Here is a 23,581-nt window from a genome sequence, read left to right on the forward strand (position 1 = left end):
GCGAGGCGTTCAACGGGGGGATTGTGTTTCGTTGAGCGCGCGCAGGCGATTGCGCGTCAGTGGCCCGAAGCGAAGCCGCTCGCAGAGCGGTTCCAGCGTATCGGGCGAAGGACGACGCAGCAGGGCATCTGCGGTGCCGTCGATAGGGGCATCCAGCGCAATGCGGGTAAGGCGTCGATAAAGCCGGGCCGATTCGCCATGCGCGCGCAGTTTTGCCGCGCAACTGGCCGCGCCGCGCAAGCGCAGGAAAGGTACTTCTTCCACGCGTTCCAGCAGCGCATCGAGGTTGCCGAAATGGCCCAACAAGGCGGCCGCCGTCTTTGCGCCGATACCGGGCACACCGGGAATGTTGTCGACGGCGTCGCCACACAGTGCCAGATAATCCGCGACCTGCTCGGGATGCACGCCCAGTCGCTCGAACACGCCCGCCGGTCCCCAGCGTTGGTTGCGCGCAAAATCCCATTGCTCGTCGTGCTCGCCGAGCAACTGGCCGAAGTCCTTGTCGGCGGAAATGATCACGCTGCGAAAACCCAGGGCACGCAGACTCCACAGGGTGCTGCCGATCAGATCGTCCGCTTCGAAGCTGTGGTCGATCAACACGCGGATGCCGAGCGCCTCGGTGACGGCGCGGCATTGCACGAACTGCCGCTCGAGATCGGGCGGTGGCAGTTCGCGATTGGCCTTGTACTGGGGGTAGATCGCATTGCGGAACGAGGTGGTCAGCGAAGCGTCGAAAGCCACGGCAAGATGCGAGGGCTTTTCGCGTTCCAGCAGCTCGCACAGGAAACGCGTAAAGCCATGCACGGCGTTGACCGGATGGCCGTCGACGTCGTGAAATTCATCCGGCATCGAGTGCCAGGCACGGAACACATACAGGCTGCCATCAACCAGGTGTGTCGTGGGCAGGCTGGAGCGCGTCACGTCAGGCCTTCCACTGGCTGAGCAGATCGTCCAACGCGGGGCGATCGCGATCGGGGATGTCGGTTTGCGGCGTACCGATGTGCACAAAACCGATCACGCATTCGTTGCTGGCCAGGCCAAGCAGCGCGGCCACTTCGGGGTCGTAGGCCGCCCAGCCGGTAAGCCATTGGGCGCCGAAACCCTGGGCATAGGCGCCAAGCAGAATGTTGTAGGCGACGTTGCCGGCGCAGAGCTTCTGTTCGATTTCCGGGATGCCGGCATCGTCGTGCAGGCGACCGACGACCACCATCACCAATGGTGCAAAGGTATAGCGGAAGCGTTCTTTTTCACGCTTGGATTCGGGCAGTTGCGGATCGCGGCGAATGGCACGTTCGGCCAGCTGTTCGCCGAAGCTGAGTTTGTCCTGGCCGCGCAGCTCGATCAACCGGAAGGGTACCAGCTTGCCGTGGTCGGGAACGCGGATTGCTGCCTCGAGCAAGGAGCGCAGCGTGGCAGCATCCGGAGCCGGCTCACCGAGCTGGCGCGAAGGCGCGGAATGACGCTGTTGAAGCAGGGCGAGCGGGTTGGACATGGGGAAAAGTCGGCTTCGGGGCAAACGCCTATCCTACAACCGTGGGTGGGCAGTCACGATGTCTGAAGGTCACGCGGACCATCCGTAAGGCTTTCAGCAAAGCCATTCTTTCCGGCTTGTAGGTGTATGCATGCCAGCCTGAGGTTTATAGCGTGGGCATGGTGCGCTCGTTGCTGGCCGCGTCGGACTCAGGATGATTCTCTTAGCAGCTTGAAGCTGCCGGGCAGCAAGGCTTCCACTGTCGTCTGTCGCGTCGCGCCGGCCACGTTGGCGAGCAGCACGGGCATGGCTGCATCACACAGCTCGGCCAGCACCTGGCGACAGGAGCCGCAAGGTGTAACCGGGTCGGGCGTATCGGCAATCACCGCGATGGCAGTGAAATCACCCGGCTTGCAGCCGGCAGCGATGGCGCTGAACAAGGCGGTGCGCTCGGCGCAATTGCACAAACCATAAGCTGCATTCTCAACGTTGCAGCCTACGAAGAGGCGACCATCGCGGGCTTGCAGAGCGGCGCCGACCTGAAAACGGGAATACGGTGCGTAAGCCAATTCGCGCGCGCTGCGGGCAAGGTCCAACAGGGTGCTGCTGAGGGAAGGCTCGGGCATCGCTGTCTCCGGCGGGCGGGCCGGCCAGTCTAACTCGAAGTTCGGAGGGCCATGGAAGGTTCGCCGGGAGCCGGGCATCGGCTAGGATGGGGCGACTACTGCGCAGGGGATGGTCGATGTCGATTACCGTGTCCGCATTGCGTGAAACCGCCGCCGGCGAGCGACGGGTCGCCATCACGCCGGAAGTGGCAAAGAAACTGCGCGGCAAGGGCCTGCGCGTGCTGCTCGAACGAGGTGCAGGGGCGGCTGCCGGATTTCCTGACGCCAGTTATCCGGATGCGGAATTTGCCGATGCAGCCGACGTAACGAACCAGGCAGACCTGCTCGCCTGTGTGCTGCCGCCGGATGACGGCGTGCTGGCGCGCTTGCGTGAAGGCAGCGTAGTGGTGGGGCAATTGCGCCCGCACGGCGCGACGGCGCGCATCGATATGCTGGCGAACCGCAAATTGACGGCGTTTTCGTTGGAACTGTTGCCGCGTACGACGCGCGCACAGGCGATGGATGTATTGAGCTCGCAGGCTGCGGTGGCTGGCTATCGCGCCATGCTCATGGCGGCGGAGAATTCGCCGAAATTCTTCCCGATGCTGACGACGGCGGCCGGCACCATTCGGCCTTCGCGTGTGCTGGTGATTGGCGCGGGCGTGGCGGGGTTGCAGGCTATCGCCACGGCAAGGCGCCTGGGTGCGCAGATCGAAGGCTATGACGTGCGTCCCGAAACACGGGAGCAGATCGAATCCTTAGGCGCCAAATTTCTGGATCTGGGCGTCAGCGCAGCCGGCAGCGGGGGCTATGCCCGCGAACTGACCGCAGAAGAACGGGCAGCCCAGCAACAGGCTTTGGCCGATCACCTGAAAGTATTCGATGCGGTGGTGACGACAGCGGCGGTACCCGGCCGCGCCGCGCCGAAGATCCTCGGTACGAGCATGGTCGAAGGCATGAAGCCGGGTGCGTTGATTGTCGACCTGGCTGCGGAAAGCGGTGGCAACTGCGAGTTGACGCGTCCGGGGGAACGGGTCGAGCACGGCGGTGTGACGATCCTGGGGCCTTTGAATCTGGCGGCTGGTGCGCCGCTGCATGCATCGGAAATGTATGCGCGCAACATCTACAACTTTGCCGAACTGCTGATCCGCGACGGTGCCTTGCGACCGGATTTCGATGACGAACTGGTTGCCAAGAGCTGCCTTGTGCGCGACGGCGAGATTTTGTTCAAGCCCTGAACTGCGTAGCCCTCGAGAGCATCGAAAGGTCGATCAGCGGCCAGGCATGCCGAAGGCATGCTTGCCGGGCAGCGTGGAGCGCGGCCCTACGTGCTGCAACCATTGGCGCTTTTGATCCGGGCTTTGCTGCTGCCACTGGCGGCGCAGTGCTTCGCGCTGGTCGGGCGGAAGTTGCTGGAAGCGCTTGAACGCATCGTGCAACTGCTGTTGCTTGTCTGGCGACAGTGTGTCGTAGAGATGCTGGTTCTGGCGCGCCTGTTCGCGCTGGGCGGGAGTCATCTGTTGCCAGCGCGCGATACGGTCGCGGATTTCCTGCTGCCGTTCCGGCGGCAGCTTCAACCACCCCTGAGTGCGCTCCAGCATGTGTTCCTGTCGCTTGGGCGGCAAGGTGTCCCATTGCGATTGCAGCGGTTGCAGCATGTTTTGCTGTGCAGGGCTAAGCGTGTTCCACGGGTGCAGCGCACCTTGGTTTTGCGCATACGACGGCGCCGCGGCCAACAGGCCGAATATCAAGGCGAATAGCGAGGGCAGGCAGAGTCGTCGTGGCAGCATGGATCAATGTTTGGCCTGGCCATTGCTGTCGTTGGCAGCAAGCCAGCTGTAAAAGTCGAGATTCTGGTAGAGACCAGGATCGGCCTTGTCGGCGCCGGGCGGAATTTCGGTATCCGCTTCGGCGGTGATCATGGTCGCGGTGGGTGGGTTGCCTGCGCCCTGATGCGGCGCGGGTTGCCAGATCATCAACGCAGCCAGGGCCATGGCCGCCAGTGCGCCGACGGGTAGTAGCAGACGGGCACGACGATGCGGCGAGGCATGCGTCGCGGTGATCTCCAGGGCCGTGCGGCGAGCAGCGCGCAAGCGTCCGGCCGTGACCGGATCGATGCGTTGAGCGGCTTCCTGGTACAGCGCGCGGGCGCGCTTTTCCAATTGCTTGTCGGACGAGTTCATCGCCACGCCTCCAATTCCTCGCGCAGGTGTTGCATGGCCCGCGAAAGATGTGTTTTTACGCTGCCCTCCGAGCAGCCCATGGCCTGTGCCGTTTCCGCGACATCCAGACCTTCCAGGACTCGCAGGATGAACGCCTCGCGCTGCCGTTGCGGGAGTTGCTTCACCGCTGCGGCCATGTCCGCGTAGGACTGATCACCATGCAATTTTTCCAATGGATCCGGACCGGTATCGGCCGGTTCCCAAACAGGCAATTCATCGCCATCGTCATCGTGCCCGCCGCCCAGCCAGCCCACCACGATGGAGCGGACCTTGCGCCGACGCTGCAGATCCACGATGCGCCGGCGCAGGATGCCCCAGAACAGCGGCGTCCATTCTTCGGCCGGCTTGCCGCGGTAATGCTTGACCAGACGGAGCATGGCGTCCTGGACGGCATCCAGCGCGTCTTCCCGGTTGCCCAGGTGCAATTCGGCCATTCGGAAGGCGCGCCGCTCCATGCTGGCCAGGAAAGCGTCCAGGGTGGTAGGCAACGCCCGGCCGTCCTGCCCAAGCAGTTCCGCCTCAAACACCGCCGAGACGCTGTTCATGGCGCCGTTTTCCGAATCGTCAGGGCGAGCATCCCGGGGCTCCATCTGTTCGACTCTCGACATCAACGCATCAGCCCCGCCGGGGTTGACCAGGGGCGCACGGGACAGCTCCCGCGACAGGCTGCAGTCATCTGGGCAACGTGGATCAGCGCGTCCCTCACACCGTATGATGGGGTGGATGTCACTGATTGGCGGGGGAAACACATGCTTGACGGGTTCCTGGCGCTTTACATCTTCATGCTGGCTGCATTTACAGGGTACGAGATCATCGCCCGGGTGCCGGTGATCCTACACACTCCGTTGATGTCCGGCTCGAACTTTATCCATGGAATTGTGCTCGTTGGAGCCATGATTGCGCTAGGGCATGCCCAAACGCCGTTTGAGATGGCGATCGGCTTCATCGGGGTCCTGCTGGGTGCCGGCAATGCCGCCGGCGGCTACGTGGTCACGGAACGGATGCTGGAGATGTTCAAGTCCAGCAAGCCCGGGAAGGGCAGCGGGGAGGCCAAATGATGGCCTGGCTGCAGACCCTGATCGACGCCTGCTACTTCATCGCCGCGCTTTTATTCATTCTCGGGCTCAAACGCATGAGTTCGCCGCGGACTGCCCGCGGCGGCATTGTCTGGGCGGGCTTCGGCATGTTGCTGGCGGTGCTGGCCACCTTGCTGTTGCCGGACATGCAGCACCGGGGGCTGATCATCGCCGCCGTGCTGATCGGCGTGGCCGCGGCCTGGTGGTCCGGCCGGCGGGTGGCGATGACTGCCATGCCGCAAATGGTGGCGCTCTATAACGGCATGGGTGGCGGAGCGGCGGCGGCCATCGGCGCCAGCGAGCTGATCGGGCACGTCCAGGATTTCGCTGCGCCCAACACCTCTCCATTGATGCCTGAAAGCTGGTCGCCGTTGCACGCGGCGACCGCGCTGGCCCCGCTCGGTCCGGTCGCCCTGATCCTGGGCGTGCTGGGTGCATTGATCGGCTCGGTGAGTTTTTCCGGCTCGCTGATTGCCTTCGCCAAGCTGCAGGGCTGGCTCGACCGGCGCTTCGTGTTTCCGGGGCAGCGCGTGGTCAATCTGCTGGTGCTGGCGGCGGCCGTGGCGATCGGCGCTCTGTTGGCCAGCGGCCATTTGACGCTCGCCCTGATCTGCGCGTTCTTCGTGCTCGCCCTGTTGTTTGGCTTGTTGATGACCTTGCCGATCGGCGGCGCGGACATGCCGGTGGTGATATCGCTGTACAACGCGTTCACCGGCTTGGCGGTGGCATTCGAAGGTTACGTGCTGCACAACGAAGCGATGATCATCGCCGGCATGGTGGTCGGTGCCGCCGGTACGTTGTTGACGCAGTTGATGGCCAGGGCGATGAATCGTTCGCTGGGCAACGTGCTTTTCGGCAGCTTTGGTGCGGCAGCAGGTGCAACGGCACAGGCCATCGGCGGCAGCCAGAAGCCGATCGAAGCCGCCGATGCCGCCGTGATGATGGCGTATGCCGAGCGCGTGGTGATCGTGCCCGGTTACGGCATGGCGGTGGCGCAGGCGCAACACAAGGTATGGGAGTTCGCGCAACTGCTGATCGCACGCGGCGTGAAGGTGAAATTTGCCATTCATCCGGTTGCCGGTCGCATGCCGGGCCACATGAATGTGCTCCTGGCCGAAGCGGGCGTGCCTTACGACCTGATCGCCGACATGGAAGACATCAATCCTGAGTTCCCGGCCACGGACGTGGCCTTGGTGATCGGCGCCAATGACGTGGTCAATCCGATGGCCAAGACCGACCCTTCTTCGCCGATCTACGGCATGCCGATTCTTGACGTGGCCGATGCCAGGCAGGTGATCGTGATCAAGCGCGGCAAGGGCACCGGTTTTGCGGGCATCGAGAACGCGCTGTTTTATGCCGACAACGCACGCATGCTTTATGGCGATGGCCAGGCAGCAGCGGGGCAGCTGGTTTCCGAACTGAAAACGCTGGACGGTTAGTCGACCGTCCTTGCGCTGCGCCGGGGCTCGCGCCATGCGGTAAACGCCGCCAGCGCGGCACCGGCAAGGCTCCAGGCCACATCCGCAGGGCTCAGGCTGATGCGCGCAAAATCCAGCAGCATGGGCAGGCCCGCCGTACGCATCGCTTCGACCAGGCTGTAGCCGGTCATCGCGGAGATGTTCACCGCAGACACCAGCACGCGGATATAGGCGCTTGCCACCAGCGTGGCGAGCACGGCAAACGGTGCCGCATGCCACCGACGTCCGTGCACCCATTGGCGAATGGCGATAGCCAACAGCCATCCGGCCGGCAGCGCCAGCCAGGGCAGCGGGCGCCGGAGATATACCGTGGGCACCAGCCAGACCGCCCCGGCCGCCAAGCCGAGCATGACGGAACAGAACAGCGCGAAACATTCGCCGATCAGCTGGCGCAGGAACATGGAGGGCTCACGGTCTGGAAAGCAAAGCGCGCATATTAACGTGTAGGGCCGTATTTCCGAGACGTGCTCCCTTGAGATCGGCCTTTTCAGCCTGATGTGGGAGGACAGGTCCTATCGGCGACCGGCATAATAGAGGGCCGGATGAGCCCGGGACGGGTTTCCACGACACATCACGAGATGGCATGAGCGGTTTCAGTCTTAGCAGTGAACCCTTCACCCTGACGCGGGACTGCAGCGCGGTCATGGTGCCGCAGGGTGAGAGCGTCACGCTTCCGGCCGGACAGGTCGGTTACATCACCCAGGCACTTGGCGGCAGTTTCACCGTTTATGTGGAAGGCAACCTGTTCCGCATTGCCGGCAACGATGCCGATGCCCTGGGCAAGGAGCCGCCGCCGCCGCTGGAACTGGCCGCCGATGCCAGCGATGCCGACGTGGAGAAGCTCGTCTGGCAGCAGTTGCGCACGGTGTTCGATCCGGAAATTCCGATCAATGTCGTCGAGCTTGGCCTGGTCTACGACGTGAGCCTGGAGTCGGTGGGGCAGGACCAGCGCAAGATATACGTCAAGATGACCTTGACCGCACCTGGCTGCGGCATGGGCGACGTGCTGATCGACGATGCGCGGACCAAGTTGGAGTTGATCCCCACCATTGCCGAGGCGGATGTGGATCTGGTGTTCGATCCGCCGTGGAACCACTCGATGATGTCGGAAGCGGCGAAGCTCGAAACCGGCATGCTTTGAAAGCAGGGAACGTGGACGTTTAGGCAAGGAACCGCTGCTGCGCGCAACCTTACGCCTGAACGGGAGCAGGGCGGCGCGATGATTTGCCGTTCCCCGTTCCCCGTTCCCCGTTTAATTCACTTCCTCGAACCGGTTGGCGTCGCGATTCTTGCGCACCTTGGCCGGATTCCACACGCGGCCGTTCATGGTGATGTAGACGCCGTCGGGCAGGGTCTGCACGGCGGCCACCGCGCAACCGACGTTGAACACGGCATCCGAACCCTGGAAGCGCGCCGGATTGAGCGCACCGGTCAGCACGATCACCTTGCCCTTGATGGCGGCCAGTTCCTTGGCGGTCTCCACCATGGTGTCGGTGCCGTGCGTCACCAGCACGTGGCGATGCGGCTGTGCTTCGATGGTTGAACGGATCAGCGCGCGATCGTCGGCATTGATGTGCAGGCTGTCCTTGCGCAGGATCGGAATTACATCGAACTGGAAGGCCACGCCAAGCTGGCTGAGGATCTCACCGATCTGCGGTGCGCCGATCTTGTAGTCCGACTTGTCGTCGAAATAGATCTTGTCGATGGTGCCGCCGGTGGTGACGATGGTCAGGTGCTGCATGATCGGGCTGCCATGGAGGGATGGGTGGGCGCGCATTTTAACCGTTCCGCGACTTTGGCGTAGGCATTACTCCAGCAGCAGGCGGGTGTCTTCTCCGCTGATGTCGGAGAGCCGCAGCAACCCGTGCCCGAGAAACCGGCGCAAGGCTGCGGCGGGACGTTCGTCGCCGCGCGAGGAAGACCACGCCGCCTGGCGCGCCATCAATGCCCCCGCCGCGCAGCGCGCCAGGGTCGTGGCGATGCCGCGTGCCCCGGCTTCCAGGGCGTGGCGGTCCACTTTTTGCGCATCCAGGTGGGTGGCGGTGGCATCGAGGGCCGCATGTACGGCAAACGATGCTTGCGCGTTGTGCGATTCGCCCAGCCAGCCGGCAATCACTTTGCGCAAGGCGGCAAAACTGTTGTTGCCGGCTAATGCACGCAGGCTGTCCAGCGAAAGCACGTTGGTGGTGCCCTCCCAGATGGCGTAGACCTGCGCGTCACGCAGCAATTGCGGCAGTCCCGTATCCTCGATGTAGCCGGCACCCCCGAAGCATTCCAGCGCTTCGGAACACAGGCTCACCGCCATCTTGCCGGTCCACAGTTTCGCCAAGGGGGTGAGCAGGCGCAGCGAGGCGGTTTCCTGCAGCGTTGCCGCATTTTGTTCCACGCGGCCGAGCAGGTGGGCCACTTCGAAAGCCAGCGCAAACGCGCCCTCGAATTCCGCCTGCATGTCGGCCAGCGTCTGGGCATGCAGCGGTTGCTCGATCAACGCACTGCCAAAGGCCCGGCGCCGGCGGGCGTAGTCGCGGGCAAGGTTGATGGCACGCGCCATGCTGGCCACTGCGCAAACGGCATTCCAGGTGCGCGTGGTGTTGAGCATCGGCGCAACCTGGCGCACTCCGTGTGCCAGCTCGCCCATCGGCCACGCCGGCAGGCCGTCGAGATGGATTTCCGCGGTCGGCAATTCGCGCGTGCCGAGCTTGTCTTTCAGGCGATCGATGATCAGTTGCGGCTTGCGCTCGCCAGCGTCGGTGGTTTCCACATAGAACAGTGCGAGCGCGCCGGCACCTTGCGATGCGCCTTCGGGCCGCGCCAGAGCCAGCGCGGCTTCGCCCACGACGGCGGAGCTGAACCATTTGCGGCCGTACAAGCGCCATTGGCCGTCGGCATCCTGTTTCGCCGTGGTTTCGGTGTGGCTTACATCCGAGCCGCCCGTGTTCTCGGTCATCCATTGACCCGAAAGCCAGAAGTTGTGCGTATCGCGACTGAGGAAATGAGGCAGCGCGCGATCCATCAGGGATTTGTTGCCCGACGCCTTCAGCGCCGTGGCCGCGCCGTCGGTCATCGCCAGCGGGCAGGTGTAGAACTCGCTGGCGAGGTGATAGACGTAGACGCGCGCAAATTCGCCCAGGCGGGCGTGTTCGTGATCTTCGTGGCCCGACGCCAGGATGTTGTGGCGCGTGGTGAGTTGGGGGCCTTCCTGCCAGGCGGCGGTCAGTTCGATCCGGTCGACCCGGCGTCCCCACGCGTCCCATTGGGTCAGTACGGGTTGGCGGCGCGTGCTGCGGCTGGCGCGCTCAAAGGCCATCTGTGCGTAATCGCCCAAGGCGTCCAGGTCGGCATCGAGGGCCATGCGGCGCTTGGAAGGGAAGACGCGATCGAGCAAGGCCGTCAACAAGCGGTCGCTGCGGTACGGGTGCGACAGTTGCGGAGCGTCTTGCAGGAATCCCATGACGGCCACCTCGTCGAATTGTCCGGGTCAGTATAGGCACGATCGCCGAGGCTTCCTTGCTGCGCCGCGAAGAGCCTCCTTAAAATCGCGGACTCAACGGCAGAGGCAAGAACATGCGGTTCTCGGAAGTTCTCAACAGCTTGCGCCACGACGGCGATACGTGGATCGCCACGATCAGCGAGGACTGGCTGCAGGGTCGAAGCACGTTTGGCGGCTTGCAGGCTGCGCTGGCGTTGCGAGCCATGCGCGAGCTGGTGCCCGAGGATCTGCCGCTACGCAGCTTGCAGGTGGCCTTCATCGCGCCGATTGCCGAAGGTACCGTGCGAGTGGCTGCAAGGGTATTGCGGCGGGGCAAGAGCGTGATGCAGATCGAAGCGCGGCTGTTGGACGGTGACGACACGGCTTGTCTGGTGATTGGCGTGTTCGGTGCCGCGCGCACTTCCACGTTGCGCGTCCTGCCTGCACAGCCCCAGGTTGAAGCGATGGCCGAACCGCACGTGCTTCGCTATGTGCCAGGCGTGTTGCCGCAATTTACCCAGCATTTCGATGCGTGCTGGCTGCAAGGCGACATTCCTTTCTCGGGCAGCAAGAAGACCGAGCAGGTGGTCGTGGTGGGATTGAAAGACGAGGGCGTCGCAGACGAGGCGCAAGTCGTCGCTTTCGCCGACTTCATTCCGCCGCTTGCACTGTCGATGCTCGACCGGCCGACTCCGGGGAGCTCGCTGACCTGGATGCTGGAATGCTTTGCCGATAGCCGCGGCTTGCCGTTGCAAAACTGGCGCATCGACGCGCAGATGCAGGCGGCGCAGGACGGCTATACCAGCCAGCAAGTGATGTTGTGGGGGCCCGGCGGAGAAGCGGTTGCGCTCAGCCGCCAAAGCATGGTGGTGTTCGGCTAGCCCGAAGTTGCCTTCGGCCTGCGCTTCACGCCGGCACCCAATGCGCCGATCAACACGAGCGTCAGCAGCACCTCGATCAGCGCCACCCCGCGTTCCTGCGCGGAACTCCAGCTTTCGGCCACGCCGTGGCAGAAATAGAACAGGCTGAGAATGCCGGCCAAGAGCAGTGCACGACGTACGTTGCGAATCGCAAGAAACGGCAGCAGCAAAGGCACCACTGCTACAGCCAGGGCGACCCACAACGGAATCTGCTGCGGCGGAAACAGCCACGCATACCAGGCACATTGCAGCGCGATCAGCCCCAGCCAGGCAGTCAGGGCAATGCGTGAGGTTGCCGAAAGCGCCGCGCTCACGAATGGACCGCCAGCTTGCGTGCGGTGTCGGCCAGTCGCCGGCCCAGTGCGCGGGCCAGTTCGCGTTCGTGTTCGCTGATGGTGTTGTCACCCTTGGGCCCCGCCACGTGGCTGGCGCCATAGGGCGTGCCGCCGCTCAGCGTGGCGGTGAGCGCAGGCTCGGTATACGGAATGCCCAGCAGAAGCATGCCGTGATGGAGCAGGGGCAAGGCCATGCTGAGCAGAGTGGATTCCTGGCCGCCATGCATGGTGCTGGTGGCGGTAAACACCGCGGCCGGTTTGCCGACCAGGGCTCCGCTGGCCCATTCGGCACCGGTGCTGTCCAGGAAATGCTTCAGGGGCGCGGCCATGTTGCCGAAGCGGGTGGGGCTGCCCATGGCCAGCCCCGAGCATTCGTGCAGATCCTGCTTGGCCACGTAGGGCGCGCCCTCGTCCGGCTCCGGCGGCTGGGCGACTTCGGTAACTGGGGCAACCGGAGGGACTTGGCGCAGGCGTGCGTGCATACCTGGAATTTCCTCCACGCCCCGGGCGATCAGGCGGGCGAGTTGGGCGGTATGTCCATGACGGCTGTAGTACAGAACCAGAATGTCGCTCATCGGGTTTGGGGCGTTCACGTGGAATGGGGTAGTGTACGGGCGATATCAGGGAAGTAGGCACCATGAACCTGCGCTTCGATCGCGACCGCACCTTGACCTTCGGTCATTTTCTCTGGCAGCGCTTTCTCGACGACAAATGCTTCGAGACGGCCGGTGCGTTGTCCTATACCACCTTGGTGTCGCTGGTACCGCTGACCGTGGCCGTGCTGGCCATGTTCGCAGCGTTTCCGATGTTCGAGGACGCGCGCGACACGTTGATCAATTTCGTCTTCAGCAATTTCGTACCCGCGGCGGGCGAGACGGTGCAGGGGGCGCTGATGGATTTCGCCTCCAACGCGCGCAAGCTCACCGGGATCAGCATCCTGGTGATGCTGTTCAGCGCCGTGTCGATGATGAACAGCATCGAAGACCGCCTCAACCGCATCTGGCAAGTGCATCACCACCGGCCGTGGGGGCCGCGCCTGTTGCTCTACTGGGCGGCGTTGACGCTGGGTCCGGTACTGGTGGTGGGTGGCATCGCGATCACTTCGTATGTGGCGGCGGTGCCGATGTTGCGTAACGCGGGCGAGTCGCTCGGCATCGGCCAGGAGCTGCTCGGAGCGATGCCTTTCGTGGTGACGTTCCTAACGCTATGGCTGCTGTACAGCACGGTTCCCAATCGTCGCGTCAACAAGCGACACACCGCGATAGGCGCTCTGCTGGGCGCGGTGTTGTTCGAAATCGCGCGCTGGGGTTTTACCCACTATGTTCGCAGCGCACAGAACTATCAGCAGATCTACGGCGCGCTGGCCATCATTCCTCTGTTGCTGTTGTGGATCTACCTGTCGTGGGTCATCGTGATCCTGTGTGCCTCCGTGGCCGCTTCGATCTCGGCATTCGAATATCAAAAGCCGTGCGATGCCATGCCGGAGGGCGCCGAGTTTCTCGGCTTGCTGGTGGTGCTGCGCCATTTTGTGGAGGCGCAGCGTGCCGGGCGCGGCGTGGAGCCGGCAGGAATACGCGAGACTGATCCGTGCCTGCGCAGCGACGCCATTGCGACCTACTTCGAAGATCTGTCGCGAGCGGGGCTGATCCAGCGCGGCGAGAAGGGCGATTGGGTATTGATCCGCAGCCTGGACAGCACCGACCTTCTACACGTCTATCGCTACAACCGGTACCGGTTGCCCCTGCATCCTGCCGAGCAGGCGCAGGCCGCGGGGATCCAGCTGCCGCCGGAATTGTTGTCGTTGCTGGTCAAGGTAGCGCACTCGCTGCACGGGACCTTGGGCACACATCTGGACAAGGTTTATCCTGTCGATCCGGTCGCGCTACCCCGGCCTCTCATCGTACAAACGCAGGAATCGGAAACATGAAGTGGTTCGCCCCGTCGCTGTTGTTGGCTGCATGCATGGTTACCGCGCCGATCTGGGCGGCCATGCCGGCACAGCCGTCGCTGAAGGTGACGACACTCGATGGCAAGCCTTACGACCTGGGAACGCAACGCGGGCATTGGGTGATCGTGAACTTCTGGGCAACCTGGTGCGCGCCGTGCATCAAGGAACTGCCCGATATCGCGCATTTCGTAGCCACGCATCCGAACGTCACGGCGATCGGCATTGCGTATGACGATACCGATCCGGCGGATATCCGGGCGTTTCTCGACAAGCATCCGGTGGGCTATCCGGTGGCGCAGGTCACCATGGACAAGCCCCTGAAAGATTTCGACCAACCGCTGGGCTTGCCGACGACCTGGCTGATCGCACCGGACGGCAAGGTGGCGAAGCATTTCATGGGTCCGGTTACGCCTGCCGCATTGAGCGCCATCATCGGGCACTGAGCGATGAGTTGCGCGCGTTTTCTGATCAGCGGCAAGGTGCAAGGCGTGTTCTTCCGTGCCAGCGCGCGCGAGGAAGCGGTCAGGCTCGGCTTGAGCGGGTATGCGCGCAATCTTGCCGATGGCCGCGTGGAAGTGGTGGCCGATGGTCCGGCCGAAGCCGTGCAGGAACTCGAACGCTGGCTGTGGCAAGGGCCGCCCGCCGCTCACGTCGATGAAGTGGCGCGCAGCGAGTATTCGGGGGCGGTGGCGAAGGGATTTGCCGTCGGCTGAAGGTTGAGGCGGCAACTCAGCCGCCGAATGTATCCGGTACCCACAGAGCTTTTTCACCGATGTTTTCGCGCTTGGGTTTGCCTTTCAGCTTTGGCAGCTTTACTGCCGGTATCGGCTTGTCGTGACGCGGTACCTGTTCCAGCAGATGCCGGATCAAGTTGACCCGGCCACGCTTCTGGTCGTTGAAATCGACCACGAACCACGGCGCGTTCGTGGTGTGGGTGCGTTCGATCATCGTGTCGCGCAAGCGGCCGAATTCGGCGTATTTGTTGCGGGACGCCAGGTCGACCGGCGAGAGCTTCCAGCGCTTGAGCGGATCGCGCGCGCGATCCGCGAAACGCTTTTCCTGCTCTTTTTGATCGACCGCCAGCCAGTATTTCAGCAGGATGATGCCGTCGTCGGTAAGCAGCTTTTCAAACACCGGGGCGGCCTGGAGAAAGGCCTCGTATTGATCGTTGGTGCAGAAGCCCATCGCTGGCTCGACCACGGCGCGGTTGTACCAGCTGCGGTCGAACAACACGAGTTCGCCGGCGGCGGGCAGGTGCGGTACGTAGCGTTGGAAATACCACTGCGAGGCTTCCACTTCGTCGGGCTTGCCCAGTGCCGCGATGCGATAGCCGCGGGTATCCATGCTCTCGGTGATGCGCTTGATGGTGCCGCCCTTGCCGGCCGCATCGCGTCCCTCGAACAACACCGCCAGTCGCTTGCCGCTGCGCTGCAGCCAGCGGTGCAGCCCGGCCAGCTCGATCTGCAGGGCTTCCATGGTGTGGTTGTACAGCTTGTCCTGCTTGCTCATGGGGTTCTCCCGGCAAGGCTACAAATCGAGATCCGTCGGAGGCCGGCCGATGCGATAGCGCGCACTGACGGCGAGCATGGCACGACGAAAGTCCGTTGCAAATCCGCGCATGTCGAACAGTGAACTCTTGTTGCGCTGTTGAACCAGATGGTGGCGTAACGTAGCCAGTGCATCGGGATCATTGCCCAATGCAGTCGCCATGCCGATGAAGGACACGCTGTCGGCGGTGATCAGCTCCGGCAGCCCAAGGTGATGCAGCAGGCTGGTAACGGTGCGCCCGGAAATCGTCTCGCCGGAGCGGGTCAGTACGGGGCAGCCTGCCCACAGCGCATCGGATGCGGTAGCGCGGGCGTTGATGGGCAGCGTGTCCAGATACAGGTCGACGTGCGCGTAGCGCGCAAGATAGTCCCCGTAGGACAAGCGGGGCATGAAAATCAGGCGCTCAGGCGCGATATCGAGTGCGCTGGCGGCCTGACGCAGACGCTGGTCTGCATCGGCAGGTCCGCTGAGCAGCCACAGCACGCTGTTGGGCACTTGCTGCAAGATGAGCATGCAGCGGGCGAAAACCGCCGGATTGATGACGTAGGTTTCGTGGAAGCAGGCGAATACCACCGCGTTTCCCGGCAGGCCGCATGCCTCGCGCGAAGGCGGATCGGCCAGCTTGCGCCCAGGATCGTTCGGCTGTGGGCAGCGCGGCAGTCGAATCACTTTTTCGCTGACGTGCTCGCGCAGCTCGTTCGGGATGGTCATCGCATCGGTCAGCAGATAATCCATCCATGGCGCGCCGGAACTGCCCGTATAACCCAACCAGCCGATCTGCACGGGTGCGGGCCGTAGCGACATCAACTCCACGTTGCCACGTCCGCGATAACCGTTGAGGTCGAACAGAATCTCGATCGCGGTGCCGTGGATGAGGGAGGCGACTTGCTTGCGGCTGAGCGACGATACGTCGTGCAAGGTCGCGGCAGCTCCCAGGCGGCGCCGTACCGAGCCGCCATCGTCCGGTGTGGCGGCAAACAAGTGGATATCCAGGTCGCTCTCGGCAAGCGCTTCGATCAACGCGACCAGATGCTGGCCCACGGCCGTTTCGTGGAAGCCGTCGGCAAGCATGCCGATGCGGATCGGGCTGTCCGGCAACGGTACGGTGTGGCGTATGTTGAATTCCTGACGATACGCGGCCGCCTGTTGCTCCAGCGTGGCTGCGTAGGTTTTGGCACAGCGCAATTGGAGTGCAGCGTCGGTATCTTCGGCAAGGAATGCAAAAGGGTGAATGCCTGGCTGACCTTCCGATACGGCGCGCGTTACCTGTTCGCTCAAGCTGTCGATGTCCTGCCAGCGGCACAGGCGTCGACGGGCGAACAGCAACTGGCTCATCACGGGAATCGATTCCGGCGCTCGCGACAGGGCGTCGGCCAAAGCCTCGGCGGCTCCTTCGAGGTCGCCGGCTTCGTCCAGCATCAGGGCGGCCTGAAAGACGTGCTGCACGTTGTTCGGGGCCAGTTTGCCAGCTTGCAGCAGCGAGGCTGCGGCGTCCTTGGGGCGACGCTGCATGTGCATCAAGTGACCCAGCATGGCGTGCGCGAGGTCGGAAGATGGGGCCTGCAGCAGCGCTTGGCGCACCTGTGCTTCGGCTTCCGGCAGGCGCCCCAGTTCCAGTTCCGCGGAAGCAAGATTGAGCCGGATCGACGGGTGTTGCGGCATGTTCTGCGCAGCCAGGGAAAAGGCGTCACGCGCCTGTGCATGCTGGCCCGTTGCCATATAGGCCGTGCCGAGCACCTGTAGCAGGGCAGGATGGCCAGGGGCCTTGGATAGTGCGTTTTTCGCGCGTTCGATAGCGGCCCCCACTTTGCCTTCGGCCATGGCCATGCTGGCAAGGTTGCACTGCACCTCCACGTTGCCCGGCGCCAGTTCGGCGGCGCGGTTCATGGCTACCTGAGCCTCCTTACGGCGGCCGAGGCGAACCAGGGCCACGCCGTACAAGCGGAACAGATCCGCGGACACGGGGAATTGCCGGCGCGCCAGCGCAGCCAGGTTGGCCGCTTCGGCATTGGCGCCCTGCTGCAGCAGTTCGCTGAGTCGTTGCAGGGTCGAGGCGATGTCGTTGGGCAGGGCTTCGGTCATGGAGCTGGGCACACGTCACGGTCGTGATGGATGGTCGAGATATTCGGCAACTCGCTCACGAAACCGCCGTTCCGGTGGCCGGAAGACGGTTCGGGCAAGGCGTTCGGAGATCCCCTTTGATGGCTAAGCGTACCGCGCTCGCGGGATCGCGGAGTGTGTCTCAGCCGCCCGCCAGCGATTTCAGTTCGTCCGCCTGGTGTTCGCGGGTGAGCGTGCCGATCAATTCTTCCAGGTCGCCCTGCATGATTTCGGGCAGGCGGTGCAGGTCCAGCCCGATGCGATGGTCGGTGACCAGGTTGTCTTTGTAGCGATAGGTGCGAATGCGCTGGCTGCGATCGCCGGTACCTACTTGCAGGCGACGCGACTGGGCTTGTTCGGCGGCCTGCTTGGATTGGGCTTCGTCCAGCAGGCGCGCCTTGAGCAGGCTCATGGCGCGGGCGCGATTCTTGTGCTGGCTGCGTTCGTCCTGGCACTCCACCACGATGCCACTGGGCAGGTGGGTGATGCGGATCGCCGAGTCGGTCTTGTTGACGTGCTGCCCACCGGCGCCCGAGGCGCGGAAGGTGTCGATCTTCAAATCCGCCGGTGCGAGTTCGATGGTCTCGATCTCGTCCATTTCAGGCAGGACGGCCACTGTCGCCGTGGACGTGTGGACGCGCCCCTGCGATTCGGTGACCGGCACCCGCTTTACGCAGTGCACGCCGGATTCGAACTTCAACCGGGAGAACGCGCCGCGACCTTCGATGCGGGCGACGATTTCCTTGTAGCCGCCATGTTCGCCGGGATTTTCATTGAGTATCTCCACCTGCCACCGCTGGCGTTCGGCATAGCGTGTATACATGCGCAACAGGTCGCCGGCGAAGATCGCGGCCTCGTCGCCGCCGGAGCCGGCGCGCACTTCCAGGAACAGGTTGGCTTCGTCGCGCGGATCCTTGGGGATCAGCAGCAGTTGCAGGTTGCCGTCCAACTCGGTGGACCGTTGCTCCAGCCGGACGATGTCATCGGCGGCCATCTCGCGCAACTCCGGGTCGTCGAGCATGGCGCGCGCATCGGCCAGCTCGCGTTCAATGCCAGTCTGCTCGCGCATGGCGGCGGCAACCGGTTCGAGCTGGGCGTATTCGCGCGACAGTTCGCGAAAGCGCGTGTTATCGGCCAATACTTCGGCTTGGCCCAGCAATAGGCCGATTTCTTCGTGACGTTCGGCAATGGCTTCGAGTTTGCGGCGGATGGACGGTGTCATAGGCGATAGCATCGCAAGGAGCGGAGGGACGACGGCGTGAGGTATCTGTCGCGGTGATGAAACGTACCGGATGCGGCAGCCAGCCGCCCTCGCTATTCGTCTGCCGTTCCCGCAGTTTCGTCTTCGTCCAGGCCGTACAGCCGGCCGGCGGCGTGCAGCAGTTCGTGGTCGCCGCTGAGCACGGCTTCGCGCAGGCGGGCGCTGGGATGGTGCAACAGCTTGTTGGTCAGCGTGTTGGCGAGGAAAGCCAGCGCTTCGTCCGCCGATTTGCCGCGTGCGATCATCGCGCGGGCCTTTTCCAGCACCTCGTCGCGATAGGTTTCGGCGTGCTGGCGCAAGTCCAGCGCCGGGTTTTTCACGGTGAGCGCGCGACGCCAGGCCATGTAGCGCTCGACTTGCAGGTCGATGATGGCGTCGGCTTCGCGCGCGGCGTTTTCGCGGGAGCGAAGGTTGTCGTCGATGACTTGCCGCAGGTCGTCGATGCCGTAGAGATACACGTCGTCAAGCTCGCCCACGGCCGGCTCGATGTCGCGCGGCACGGCGATATCCACCATGAACATCGGTTTGCGGCGGCGCGCCGCAATGGCTTTTTCCACCATGGGGCGGGTGAGTACCGGCTGCCGGGCGGCGGTGGAGGCGATCACAATGTCCGCTTCGGCAAGGTGTTGCGGAAGATCGTGCAGGGCGATTGCATAGCCGCCGTGGCGGCTCGCAAGGTCCTGCGCATTTTCCAGTGTGCGATTGGCGACGATCAGCCGGCGCACCTGCTTTTCCGCCAGGTGCCGTACGGCCAGTTCGATGGTGTCGCCTGCGCCGATCAACAGCACGCAAGCCTGGCGCAGGTCGGTAAAGACCCTTTCCGCGAGGCGTACGGCGGTAAACGCCACCGATACCGTGTGTGCGCCAATGCGGGTGTCGGTGCGCACGCGCTTGGCCACCGCAAAGGTGTGCTGCAGCAGACGGTCCATCGGTGTCTTCAGGGCGCTGGCGTCGCGGGCCTGCTGATAGGCATCCTTCACCTGGCCGAGGATCTGCGGCTCGCCCAGCACCATGGAGTCCAGGCCGGTGGCCACCCGAAACACATGCCTCACGGCCGCTTCGTCATCATGTCGGTAGAGGAACTCGTCAAGCTTCCCCGGAGTCAGATGATGGTGGCGGTTGAACCACTCCTGCGGCACGTTCTCGGCACCCGCCGCGACGCTTACGTAAAGCTCGGTGCGATTGCAGGTGGAAAGAATCATGGCCTCGTCCACGCCTGGCTGTTGCGCCAGGTCGCGCAGCGCGCTGCCGGTTGCATCGTCGTCAAACGCCACCTGCTCGCGCAGGCTGACCGGCGCTGTGAGGTGGTTGAGCCCAAGGGCGATCAGCTTCATGACGTGATGCGATGGGAGGCGGCGGGCGTTGGCCGGCGTAGACTAGGCATGGCCGGATGTGACCGGAACCGACAGAAGGTGTGGAGGAATAGTGTGCTGAGCGGAGCGGTCAAGTTCAAGCAAGTGCGGCAGTATGTAGCTGTGGGGTTGGTGGCGCTCGCCATGGCGGGTTGTGCTGCGATGCCCGAGCGGACTGGCGTCGCCTCCAAGGCGTCGGCGCAGCCCCTGGCACGGATGACCGTTGCCACGCCTGACCTGGACCACGATCTTCTGGCCCAGCTCATGGCCGGTGAACTGGCGTTGTCCAGCTCCGATCTCAAGGGCGCTTCGCAGGCTTACGGCAAAGCGATGATGATTTCAGGCGATCCCGAAGTCGCCGGCAAGGCGACGGCCTTGGCGATCGCCACCCACGATCCGGACGCTGCCGGCCGCGCCATCGACCGCTGGCAGACATTGGGCGCCACCCCGGCGCAGCTTGCCCAGGCGCGCGCCGAACTGGCTGTGGAGCAAGGGCAGACCGAGCAGGCCCGCCAGCAGCTTTCGCTGCTGCTGGCCAGTGGTGACAAGGACGCCTGGCGGATGTTCGGGCGCGTGCTCATCGGCAGCCGGGACGCAGCCCTGGCCTCCAATCTGCTGGAATCGCTGGCTACGCCGGCCAAGCTGCCGGCCGATCCCAAGGCCTGGCTGGCGATGAGCCAGCTGGGCGAGCAATTAGGGCGCCATGCTTACGCGGAACAGATTGCCGATGAAGCCCTGAAGCGCTTCGGCACCTCCGAGACCTATGCATGGGCCGCGCAGCTCAAGCTCGACAACGGCGACCGCAACGGCGGGCTCACCTTGTTGAAGCAGGCCCAGGTAAAGGATCCCAGCAATATCGGCCTGCGCCTGACCTATGCTTCCTTGCTGGGACAGAGCGGCCAATATGCCCAGGCGTCGAAGATGCTGGAGAAGGGGCCGCAGAACGCCCAGACCTACGCCATGCGCGCCGCCCTGGCGGCCAGTGCCAAGGACAACAAATCCTTGGGGCAGGTGTACCAGCAGCTGTCCCAGGCGCCTGCCGATGTGCGTGAGGCCAGTGCCTATCTGCTGGGGCAGTTGGCCGAAGTGCTTGGTCGCAAAGAGGACGCCTTGAAGTGGTACGACCAGGTATCGGACGACGACACCCATGCTTTCGATGCCGACCTGCGCACGGCGATCCTGCTGCAGGATCTGGGCCGTAGTGCCGAGGCGCATCAACAGCTGGCGGAGATGCAGACCGACTATCTCGATCAACCGGCACAACTGCGGCGCGCCTATGAGGTCGACGCGGATCTGTACTTACGCGACAAGCGCTATGTGGAAGCCACCAATGCTTTCAGCCATGCCTTGCAGGTGGCGCCAGACGATCCCGATCTTTTGTATGGCCGAGGTCTCGCCTACGCGGAGATCGGCAAAATTGATCAGGCGGTGGCGGATTTTCGCCATCTGTTGAAGATCAAGCCGGACGATATCGACGCCAGCAATGCGCTCGGCTTCACCTTGGCCGATGCCGGGCGCGATTTGCCGGAAGCGGAAAAGCTGATCGCCGCCGCGCGCGCCGCCAAGCCGGATGATCCGTCGATTGCCGATTCGTGGGGCTGGCTGCAATACCGTCTCGGTCATCTGAACCAGGCCGCCGAGGTGCTGCGCAATGCGTGGCAGGCGGGCAAAGATGCGGACGTGGGCGTACACCTGGGCGAAGTGCTGTGGAAGCAGGGGCAGCACGATCAGGCGCAGCAGGTCTTTGACCAGGTGCGCCGCATGGATCCCCAAAACCCCACTCTGCAACAAACCTTGAAGCGCCTCGAACCATGAAGTCATCGCTACGTTTTTTCGCGGCGTTCGCACCGCTGCTGCTCGCTGCGTGCGCGCCCAGGCAAGTCATCCGCAACCCGGGCGATGCCGTTTCGCTGGCGCAACAGGCAGAACGCGAGCAGCAATTGGCGAACACCGACCATTGGACCTTGCAAGGCAAGCTTGGCCTGTCCAACGGCAAAAAGGCAGGGTCCGGCGCGCTGACCTGGATCCAGAATGGCGACCACTACGATTTCACTCTCAGCATGCCGATTACCGGCGAGAGCTTTCGTCTCACCGGCGGCCCGGACGGAGCCTTGCTGGAAGGCTTGCAGGGCGGCCCCCTGCGCGGGCCCAATGCCGAGGCGTTGATGCGTCAGGCCCTGGGCTGGGATGTTCCGCTGGATGAATTGCGCGCATGGGTCCTTGGTGTGCGCATGCAGGGCGCGAACGCGGAACTCAGCTTTGGCGACGACAAGTTGCCCTCGTTGTTGCAGCAGGATGGCTGGGCGGTGAGCTATCGAGCATGGGATGCGACTCGCCAGCCGCCTTTGCCCAAGAAGGTGTTTGCCGACAAGCCGCCTTATTCGGTGCGGTTGTCGATTGGTTCCTGGACGATGCAATAAGCGCGCACGATCATGTCTTTCCGTATTGAGCCAGCCAACAGGGCGCACGTCAAAGCCATTTGCGCCATCGAGCGTGCCGCCGTCGAAATGTTTCGCACGCACCGCGCGTGGCGGTTTTATTCAGCCGTGTCGATTCCGCCCGAGCAACTGGAGGAGGAAATCCAGCGCGGCCTCGTGTGGGTGGCCATATTGGACGGGCATGCCGACCCCGTCGGTTTCATCTGGTTGGATACCGAGCACGGCGGCGACGTCGCGGGCATTGCCGAGATTGACGTATTGCCCGAATACGGGCGGCGCGGCGTGGGCGCGGCCTTGCTGGAGCACGCCTGTGATTGGGCGCGTGCAGCCGGATACCGGCGCGTGGATCTGGGTACCTTGGCAGATGTGCCCTGGAATGCACCTTTCTACGCCAAGCATGGTTTCGTGGCGGTCGACAAGCACGATGCTGCCTTTGCCTACGCGCGTGAGCGAGATCGGGAAAATGGATTTCCCGACGAGCTGCGGGTATTCATGTCGCGTCCGCTGTCGCCGCCCGATGCGCTCGAATGGAGTGTGTGGCCGGCACCGGCCAAGCTGGATCTGTTGGCAAACCTGATCGGGGTGAGCGAGGACGGGCAACCCGAAATTCAGCAGGTGATGCGTCTGCTCGATTGGAGCGACGAGGTTCGCGTACGTGCTCGCGCCGACGAAACGATCCATTCGGAAAGCGCAGTTGCCATGCGTGCCGCGCAGTGGTTGCGTGAAAGCTTCGGCGCGCGCGCTGGGGTGGATATCGTCATCGAAAAACGCATCGACGTGGCCGATGGCCTCGATCGCGCCAGCTCCGTGACTGCGACCGTGCTGCTTGCCTTGAATCACGTGTGGCGCTGCGGCTTGGGCGTCGACGAGTTGGCGGACCTGGGGCGAGAGCTTGGTCCGGACGTGCCGATGTTCGTGCGTGGCCGGTCCGCCTGGGTTACGGGCGCGGGTGCGCGCATCAAGCCGATCAAGCTTCCGCGGCGCTGGTACGTACTGGTTGACGCGCACGAAAACGTGCCGCACGAGGAAATATTTCAAGCAACTGAATTGACACGCATTGCGGCCCCCGCCACAATTTCATCCTTTGCTTCCGGCGAAACGTTGGAGAACGTGTTCGAGCAAGTCGTTCGCACGCGCTACCCGCGGGTCGCTGCGGCATTGGACTGGCTCGGAAGCCACGGCCACGCGCGGCTTTCCGGCAGCAGTGGTTGTGCTTTTCTCGAAACGGCAACGCCCGAGCGGGCTGAGGCAGTCGCCAGGCGCTGTCCGGCTACGTTCACGGCCCGGGTGGTCGAGGGTGTAGGTCTGTCGCCGTTGCATCGGGCGCTCGCGCGCCACGCTGCAACAGGCTAGCCAGC

The 23,581-nt window shown here is 63.7% G+C and carries 26 protein-coding genes; 11 read left to right on the forward strand and 15 right to left on the reverse strand.

The annotated features are described in order from the left end of the window. Positions 1 to 9: 9 nt before the first annotated feature. The 3 genes from ISS99_RS12825 to cdd form a co-directional block, all read right to left on the reverse strand. Positions 10 to 948 carry a 5'-3' exonuclease gene (locus ISS99_RS12825; RefSeq protein ID WP_425490481.1) on the reverse strand — a complete coding sequence of 313 codons (939 nt, stop codon included), beginning with the start codon at positions 946 to 948 and terminating at the stop codon, positions 10 to 12. Then, positions 923 to 1,492, reverse strand: a complete 570-nt coding sequence (locus tag ISS99_RS12830; RefSeq protein ID WP_204632009.1) for a nitroreductase family protein — start codon at positions 1,490 to 1,492, stop codon at positions 923 to 925. The genes ISS99_RS12825 and ISS99_RS12830 overlap by 26 nt, the downstream gene beginning before the upstream one ends. A 188-nt stretch (positions 1,493 to 1,680) precedes the next feature. Beyond that, on the reverse strand, positions 1,681 to 2,097 hold the full coding sequence (gene cdd / locus ISS99_RS12835) for a cytidine deaminase (RefSeq protein WP_204632010.1): 417 nt from the start codon (positions 2,095 to 2,097) through the stop codon (positions 1,681 to 1,683). Between the two features lie 116 nt (positions 2,098 to 2,213). Here cdd and ISS99_RS12840 point away from each other — a divergent pair, with 116 nt between their 5' ends. Next, positions 2,214 to 3,314 carry an NAD(P) transhydrogenase subunit alpha gene (locus tag ISS99_RS12840; RefSeq protein ID WP_204632011.1) on the forward strand — a complete coding sequence of 367 codons (1,101 nt, stop codon included), beginning with the start codon at positions 2,214 to 2,216 and terminating at the stop codon, positions 3,312 to 3,314. A 33-nt stretch (positions 3,315 to 3,347) separates the two neighbouring features. Here the strand turns inward: ISS99_RS12840 and ISS99_RS12845 are convergent, their stop codons facing one another. From ISS99_RS12845 to ISS99_RS12855, 3 genes are read right to left on the reverse strand one after another with little or no spacing between them, the layout of a single operon-like run. Beyond that, complete coding sequence (locus ISS99_RS12845; protein WP_204632012.1) at positions 3,348 to 3,866, reverse strand: DUF3106 domain-containing protein; 519 nt, start codon at positions 3,864 to 3,866, stop codon at positions 3,348 to 3,350. Positions 3,867 to 3,869: 3 nt separating this feature from the next. Next, positions 3,870 to 4,259 carry a hypothetical protein gene (locus ISS99_RS12850; protein ID WP_204632013.1) on the reverse strand — a complete coding sequence of 130 codons (390 nt, stop codon included), beginning with the start codon at positions 4,257 to 4,259 and terminating at the stop codon, positions 3,870 to 3,872. Next, a complete protein-coding gene (locus ISS99_RS12855; protein WP_239537921.1) occupies positions 4,256 to 4,843 on the reverse strand; it encodes an RNA polymerase sigma factor in 588 nt (195 codons plus the stop codon). Before ISS99_RS12855 ends, ISS99_RS12850 begins: the two co-directional genes overlap by 4 nt. Before the next feature lie 204 nt (positions 4,844 to 5,047). On the opposite strand from ISS99_RS12855, the gene ISS99_RS12860 reads away from it, so the two are divergent. Continuing rightward, entirely contained in the window at positions 5,048 to 5,356 is a 309-nt protein-coding gene (locus tag ISS99_RS12860) for an NAD(P) transhydrogenase subunit alpha part 2 (RefSeq protein ID WP_204632014.1), read from the forward strand. After that, a complete protein-coding gene (locus ISS99_RS12865; RefSeq protein WP_204632666.1) occupies positions 5,356 to 6,813 on the forward strand; it encodes an NAD(P)(+) transhydrogenase (Re/Si-specific) subunit beta in 1,458 nt (485 codons plus the stop codon). The genes ISS99_RS12860 and ISS99_RS12865 overlap by 1 nt, the downstream gene beginning before the upstream one ends. Here ISS99_RS12865 and ISS99_RS12870 read toward each other — a convergent pair. Beyond that, entirely contained in the window at positions 6,810 to 7,253 is a 444-nt protein-coding gene (locus ISS99_RS12870) for a hypothetical protein (RefSeq protein ID WP_204632015.1), read from the reverse strand. The two genes, ISS99_RS12865 and ISS99_RS12870, sit on opposite strands and share 4 nt — an antisense overlap. 182 nt (positions 7,254 to 7,435) lie before the next feature. On the opposite strand from ISS99_RS12870, the gene sufT reads away from it, so the two are divergent. Then, positions 7,436 to 7,993 (forward strand): putative Fe-S cluster assembly protein SufT, encoded by a 558-nt coding sequence (gene sufT, locus ISS99_RS12875; RefSeq protein WP_204632016.1) that lies wholly within the window; start codon positions 7,436 to 7,438, stop codon positions 7,991 to 7,993. A gap of 111 nt (positions 7,994 to 8,104) precedes the next feature. On the opposite strand, the gene ISS99_RS12880 is transcribed toward sufT, so the two are convergent. Then, positions 8,105 to 8,593, reverse strand: coding sequence for an asparaginase domain-containing protein (locus tag ISS99_RS12880; protein WP_204632667.1), 489 nt, complete (start codon positions 8,591 to 8,593; stop codon positions 8,105 to 8,107). Positions 8,594 to 8,659: 66 nt separating this feature from the next. After that, positions 8,660 to 10,303, reverse strand: a complete 1,644-nt coding sequence (locus tag ISS99_RS12885) for an acyl-CoA dehydrogenase family protein (RefSeq protein WP_204632017.1) — start codon at positions 10,301 to 10,303, stop codon at positions 8,660 to 8,662. Between the two features lie 113 nt (positions 10,304 to 10,416). Here ISS99_RS12885 and ISS99_RS12890 point away from each other — a divergent pair, with 113 nt between their 5' ends. Further along, entirely contained in the window at positions 10,417 to 11,202 is a 786-nt protein-coding gene (locus ISS99_RS12890; protein ID WP_204632018.1) for an acyl-CoA thioesterase, read from the forward strand. On the opposite strand, the gene ISS99_RS12895 is transcribed toward ISS99_RS12890, so the two are convergent. Continuing rightward, positions 11,199 to 11,555, reverse strand: coding sequence for a DUF2069 domain-containing protein (locus ISS99_RS12895; RefSeq protein WP_204632019.1), 357 nt, complete (start codon positions 11,553 to 11,555; stop codon positions 11,199 to 11,201). The two genes, ISS99_RS12890 and ISS99_RS12895, sit on opposite strands and share 4 nt — an antisense overlap. Next, positions 11,552 to 12,151, reverse strand: a complete 600-nt coding sequence (gene wrbA / locus ISS99_RS12900) for an NAD(P)H:quinone oxidoreductase (protein ID WP_204632020.1) — start codon at positions 12,149 to 12,151, stop codon at positions 11,552 to 11,554. Before wrbA ends, ISS99_RS12895 begins: the two co-directional genes overlap by 4 nt. 62 nt (positions 12,152 to 12,213) lie before the next feature. Here wrbA and ISS99_RS12905 point away from each other — a divergent pair, with 62 nt between their 5' ends. The 3 genes from ISS99_RS12905 to ISS99_RS12915 are packed head-to-tail and all read left to right on the forward strand — an operon-like array spanning position 12,214 to position 14,237. Further along, entirely contained in the window at positions 12,214 to 13,503 is a 1,290-nt protein-coding gene (locus ISS99_RS12905) for a YihY family inner membrane protein (protein WP_204632021.1), read from the forward strand. Next, positions 13,500 to 13,967: a TlpA family protein disulfide reductase gene (locus ISS99_RS12910; protein WP_204632022.1), complete on the forward strand. Its 468-nt coding sequence runs from the start codon at positions 13,500 to 13,502 to the stop codon at positions 13,965 to 13,967. The genes ISS99_RS12905 and ISS99_RS12910 overlap by 4 nt, the downstream gene beginning before the upstream one ends. A 3-nt stretch (positions 13,968 to 13,970) precedes the next feature. Beyond that, positions 13,971 to 14,237, forward strand: a complete 267-nt coding sequence (locus ISS99_RS12915) for an acylphosphatase (RefSeq protein ID WP_204632023.1) — start codon at positions 13,971 to 13,973, stop codon at positions 14,235 to 14,237. Positions 14,238 to 14,253: 16 nt separating this feature from the next. On the opposite strand, the gene ppk2 is transcribed toward ISS99_RS12915, so the two are convergent. From ppk2 to hemA, 4 genes are all read right to left on the reverse strand, one after another. Next, a complete protein-coding gene (gene ppk2 / locus ISS99_RS12920; RefSeq protein ID WP_204632024.1) occupies positions 14,254 to 15,033 on the reverse strand; it encodes a polyphosphate kinase 2 in 780 nt (259 codons plus the stop codon). A gap of 18 nt (positions 15,034 to 15,051) precedes the next feature. Beyond that, positions 15,052 to 17,154, reverse strand: coding sequence for an O-linked N-acetylglucosamine transferase, SPINDLY family protein (locus tag ISS99_RS12925; protein ID WP_204632025.1), 2,103 nt, complete (start codon positions 17,152 to 17,154; stop codon positions 15,052 to 15,054). A 160-nt stretch (positions 17,155 to 17,314) separates the two neighbouring features. Next, positions 17,315 to 18,394 carry a peptide chain release factor 1 gene (prfA, locus tag ISS99_RS12930; RefSeq protein WP_204632026.1) on the reverse strand — a complete coding sequence of 360 codons (1,080 nt, stop codon included), beginning with the start codon at positions 18,392 to 18,394 and terminating at the stop codon, positions 17,315 to 17,317. 92 nt (positions 18,395 to 18,486) lie between these two features. Then, complete coding sequence (gene hemA, locus ISS99_RS12935; protein ID WP_204632027.1) at positions 18,487 to 19,767, reverse strand: glutamyl-tRNA reductase; 1,281 nt, start codon at positions 19,765 to 19,767, stop codon at positions 18,487 to 18,489. Between the two features lie 93 nt (positions 19,768 to 19,860). Between hemA and ISS99_RS12940 the strand changes: the two genes are divergently transcribed. Genes ISS99_RS12940 through ispE form a run of 3 tightly spaced genes read left to right on the forward strand, consistent with a single transcriptional unit; the run spans position 19,861 to position 23,576 of the window. Next, complete coding sequence (locus ISS99_RS12940; RefSeq protein WP_338081586.1) at positions 19,861 to 21,600, forward strand: tetratricopeptide repeat protein; 1,740 nt, start codon at positions 19,861 to 19,863, stop codon at positions 21,598 to 21,600. Further along, on the forward strand, positions 21,597 to 22,205 hold the full coding sequence (gene lolB / locus ISS99_RS12945; RefSeq protein ID WP_204632029.1) for a lipoprotein insertase outer membrane protein LolB: 609 nt from the start codon (positions 21,597 to 21,599) through the stop codon (positions 22,203 to 22,205). Before ISS99_RS12940 ends, lolB begins: the two co-directional genes overlap by 4 nt. Positions 22,206 to 22,217: 12 nt before the next feature. Then, the gene (gene ispE, locus ISS99_RS12950; protein ID WP_204632030.1) at positions 22,218 to 23,576 is read left to right on the forward strand and encodes a 4-(cytidine 5'-diphospho)-2-C-methyl-D-erythritol kinase; all 1,359 of its coding nucleotides are present in this window, start codon (positions 22,218 to 22,220) and stop codon (positions 23,574 to 23,576) included. Positions 23,577 to 23,581 lie beyond the last annotated feature (5 nt).

The sequence above is a fragment of the Dyella mobilis genome (genome assembly GCF_016904945.1).
In the GTDB taxonomy this organism is placed as follows: domain Bacteria; phylum Pseudomonadota; class Gammaproteobacteria; order Xanthomonadales; family Rhodanobacteraceae; genus Dyella_B; species Dyella_B mobilis.

What these genes read in the sequence shown, in the direction of transcription:
- ISS99_RS12830 (WP_204632009.1), bottom strand. Translation starts at nt 1,492, where the DNA reads ATGTCCAACCCGCTCGCCCTGCTTCAACAGCGTCATTCCGCGCCTTCG.
- cdd (WP_204632010.1), bottom strand. Translation starts at nt 2,097, where the DNA reads ATGCCCGAGCCTTCCCTCAGCAGCACCCTGTTGGACCTTGCCCGCAGC.
- ISS99_RS12840 (WP_204632011.1), top strand. Translation starts at nt 2,214, where the DNA reads ATGTCGATTACCGTGTCCGCATTGCGTGAAACCGCCGCCGGCGAGCGA.
- ISS99_RS12845 (WP_204632012.1), bottom strand. Translation starts at nt 3,866, where the DNA reads ATGCTGCCACGACGACTCTGCCTGCCCTCGCTATTCGCCTTGATATTC.
- ISS99_RS12850 (WP_204632013.1), bottom strand. Translation starts at nt 4,259, where the DNA reads ATGAACTCGTCCGACAAGCAATTGGAAAAGCGCGCCCGCGCGCTGTAC.
- ISS99_RS12855 (WP_239537921.1), bottom strand. Translation starts at nt 4,843, where the DNA reads ATGAACAGCGTCTCGGCGGTGTTTGAGGCGGAACTGCTTGGGCAGGAC.
- ISS99_RS12860 (WP_204632014.1), top strand. Translation starts at nt 5,048, where the DNA reads ATGCTTGACGGGTTCCTGGCGCTTTACATCTTCATGCTGGCTGCATTT.
- ISS99_RS12865 (WP_204632666.1), top strand. Translation starts at nt 5,356, where the DNA reads ATGGCCTGGCTGCAGACCCTGATCGACGCCTGCTACTTCATCGCCGCG.
- ISS99_RS12870 (WP_204632015.1), bottom strand. Translation starts at nt 7,253, where the DNA reads ATGTTCCTGCGCCAGCTGATCGGCGAATGTTTCGCGCTGTTCTGTTCC.
- sufT (WP_204632016.1), top strand. Translation starts at nt 7,436, where the DNA reads ATGAGCGGTTTCAGTCTTAGCAGTGAACCCTTCACCCTGACGCGGGAC.
- ISS99_RS12880 (WP_204632667.1), bottom strand. Translation starts at nt 8,593, where the DNA reads ATGCAGCACCTGACCATCGTCACCACCGGCGGCACCATCGACAAGATC.
- ISS99_RS12885 (WP_204632017.1), bottom strand. Translation starts at nt 10,303, where the DNA reads ATGGGATTCCTGCAAGACGCTCCGCAACTGTCGCACCCGTACCGCAGC.
- ISS99_RS12890 (WP_204632018.1), top strand. Translation starts at nt 10,417, where the DNA reads ATGCGGTTCTCGGAAGTTCTCAACAGCTTGCGCCACGACGGCGATACG.
- wrbA (WP_204632020.1), bottom strand. Translation starts at nt 12,151, where the DNA reads ATGAGCGACATTCTGGTTCTGTACTACAGCCGTCATGGACATACCGCC.
- ISS99_RS12905 (WP_204632021.1), top strand. Translation starts at nt 12,214, where the DNA reads ATGAACCTGCGCTTCGATCGCGACCGCACCTTGACCTTCGGTCATTTT.
- ISS99_RS12910 (WP_204632022.1), top strand. Translation starts at nt 13,500, where the DNA reads ATGAAGTGGTTCGCCCCGTCGCTGTTGTTGGCTGCATGCATGGTTACC.
- ISS99_RS12915 (WP_204632023.1), top strand. Translation starts at nt 13,971, where the DNA reads ATGAGTTGCGCGCGTTTTCTGATCAGCGGCAAGGTGCAAGGCGTGTTC.
- ppk2 (WP_204632024.1), bottom strand. Translation starts at nt 15,033, where the DNA reads ATGAGCAAGCAGGACAAGCTGTACAACCACACCATGGAAGCCCTGCAG.
- ISS99_RS12925 (WP_204632025.1), bottom strand. Translation starts at nt 17,154, where the DNA reads ATGACCGAAGCCCTGCCCAACGACATCGCCTCGACCCTGCAACGACTC.
- prfA (WP_204632026.1), bottom strand. Translation starts at nt 18,394, where the DNA reads ATGACACCGTCCATCCGCCGCAAACTCGAAGCCATTGCCGAACGTCAC.
- hemA (WP_204632027.1), bottom strand. Translation starts at nt 19,767, where the DNA reads ATGAAGCTGATCGCCCTTGGGCTCAACCACCTCACAGCGCCGGTCAGC.
- lolB (WP_204632029.1), top strand. Translation starts at nt 21,597, where the DNA reads ATGAAGTCATCGCTACGTTTTTTCGCGGCGTTCGCACCGCTGCTGCTC.
- ispE (WP_204632030.1), top strand. Translation starts at nt 22,218, where the DNA reads ATGTCTTTCCGTATTGAGCCAGCCAACAGGGCGCACGTCAAAGCCATT.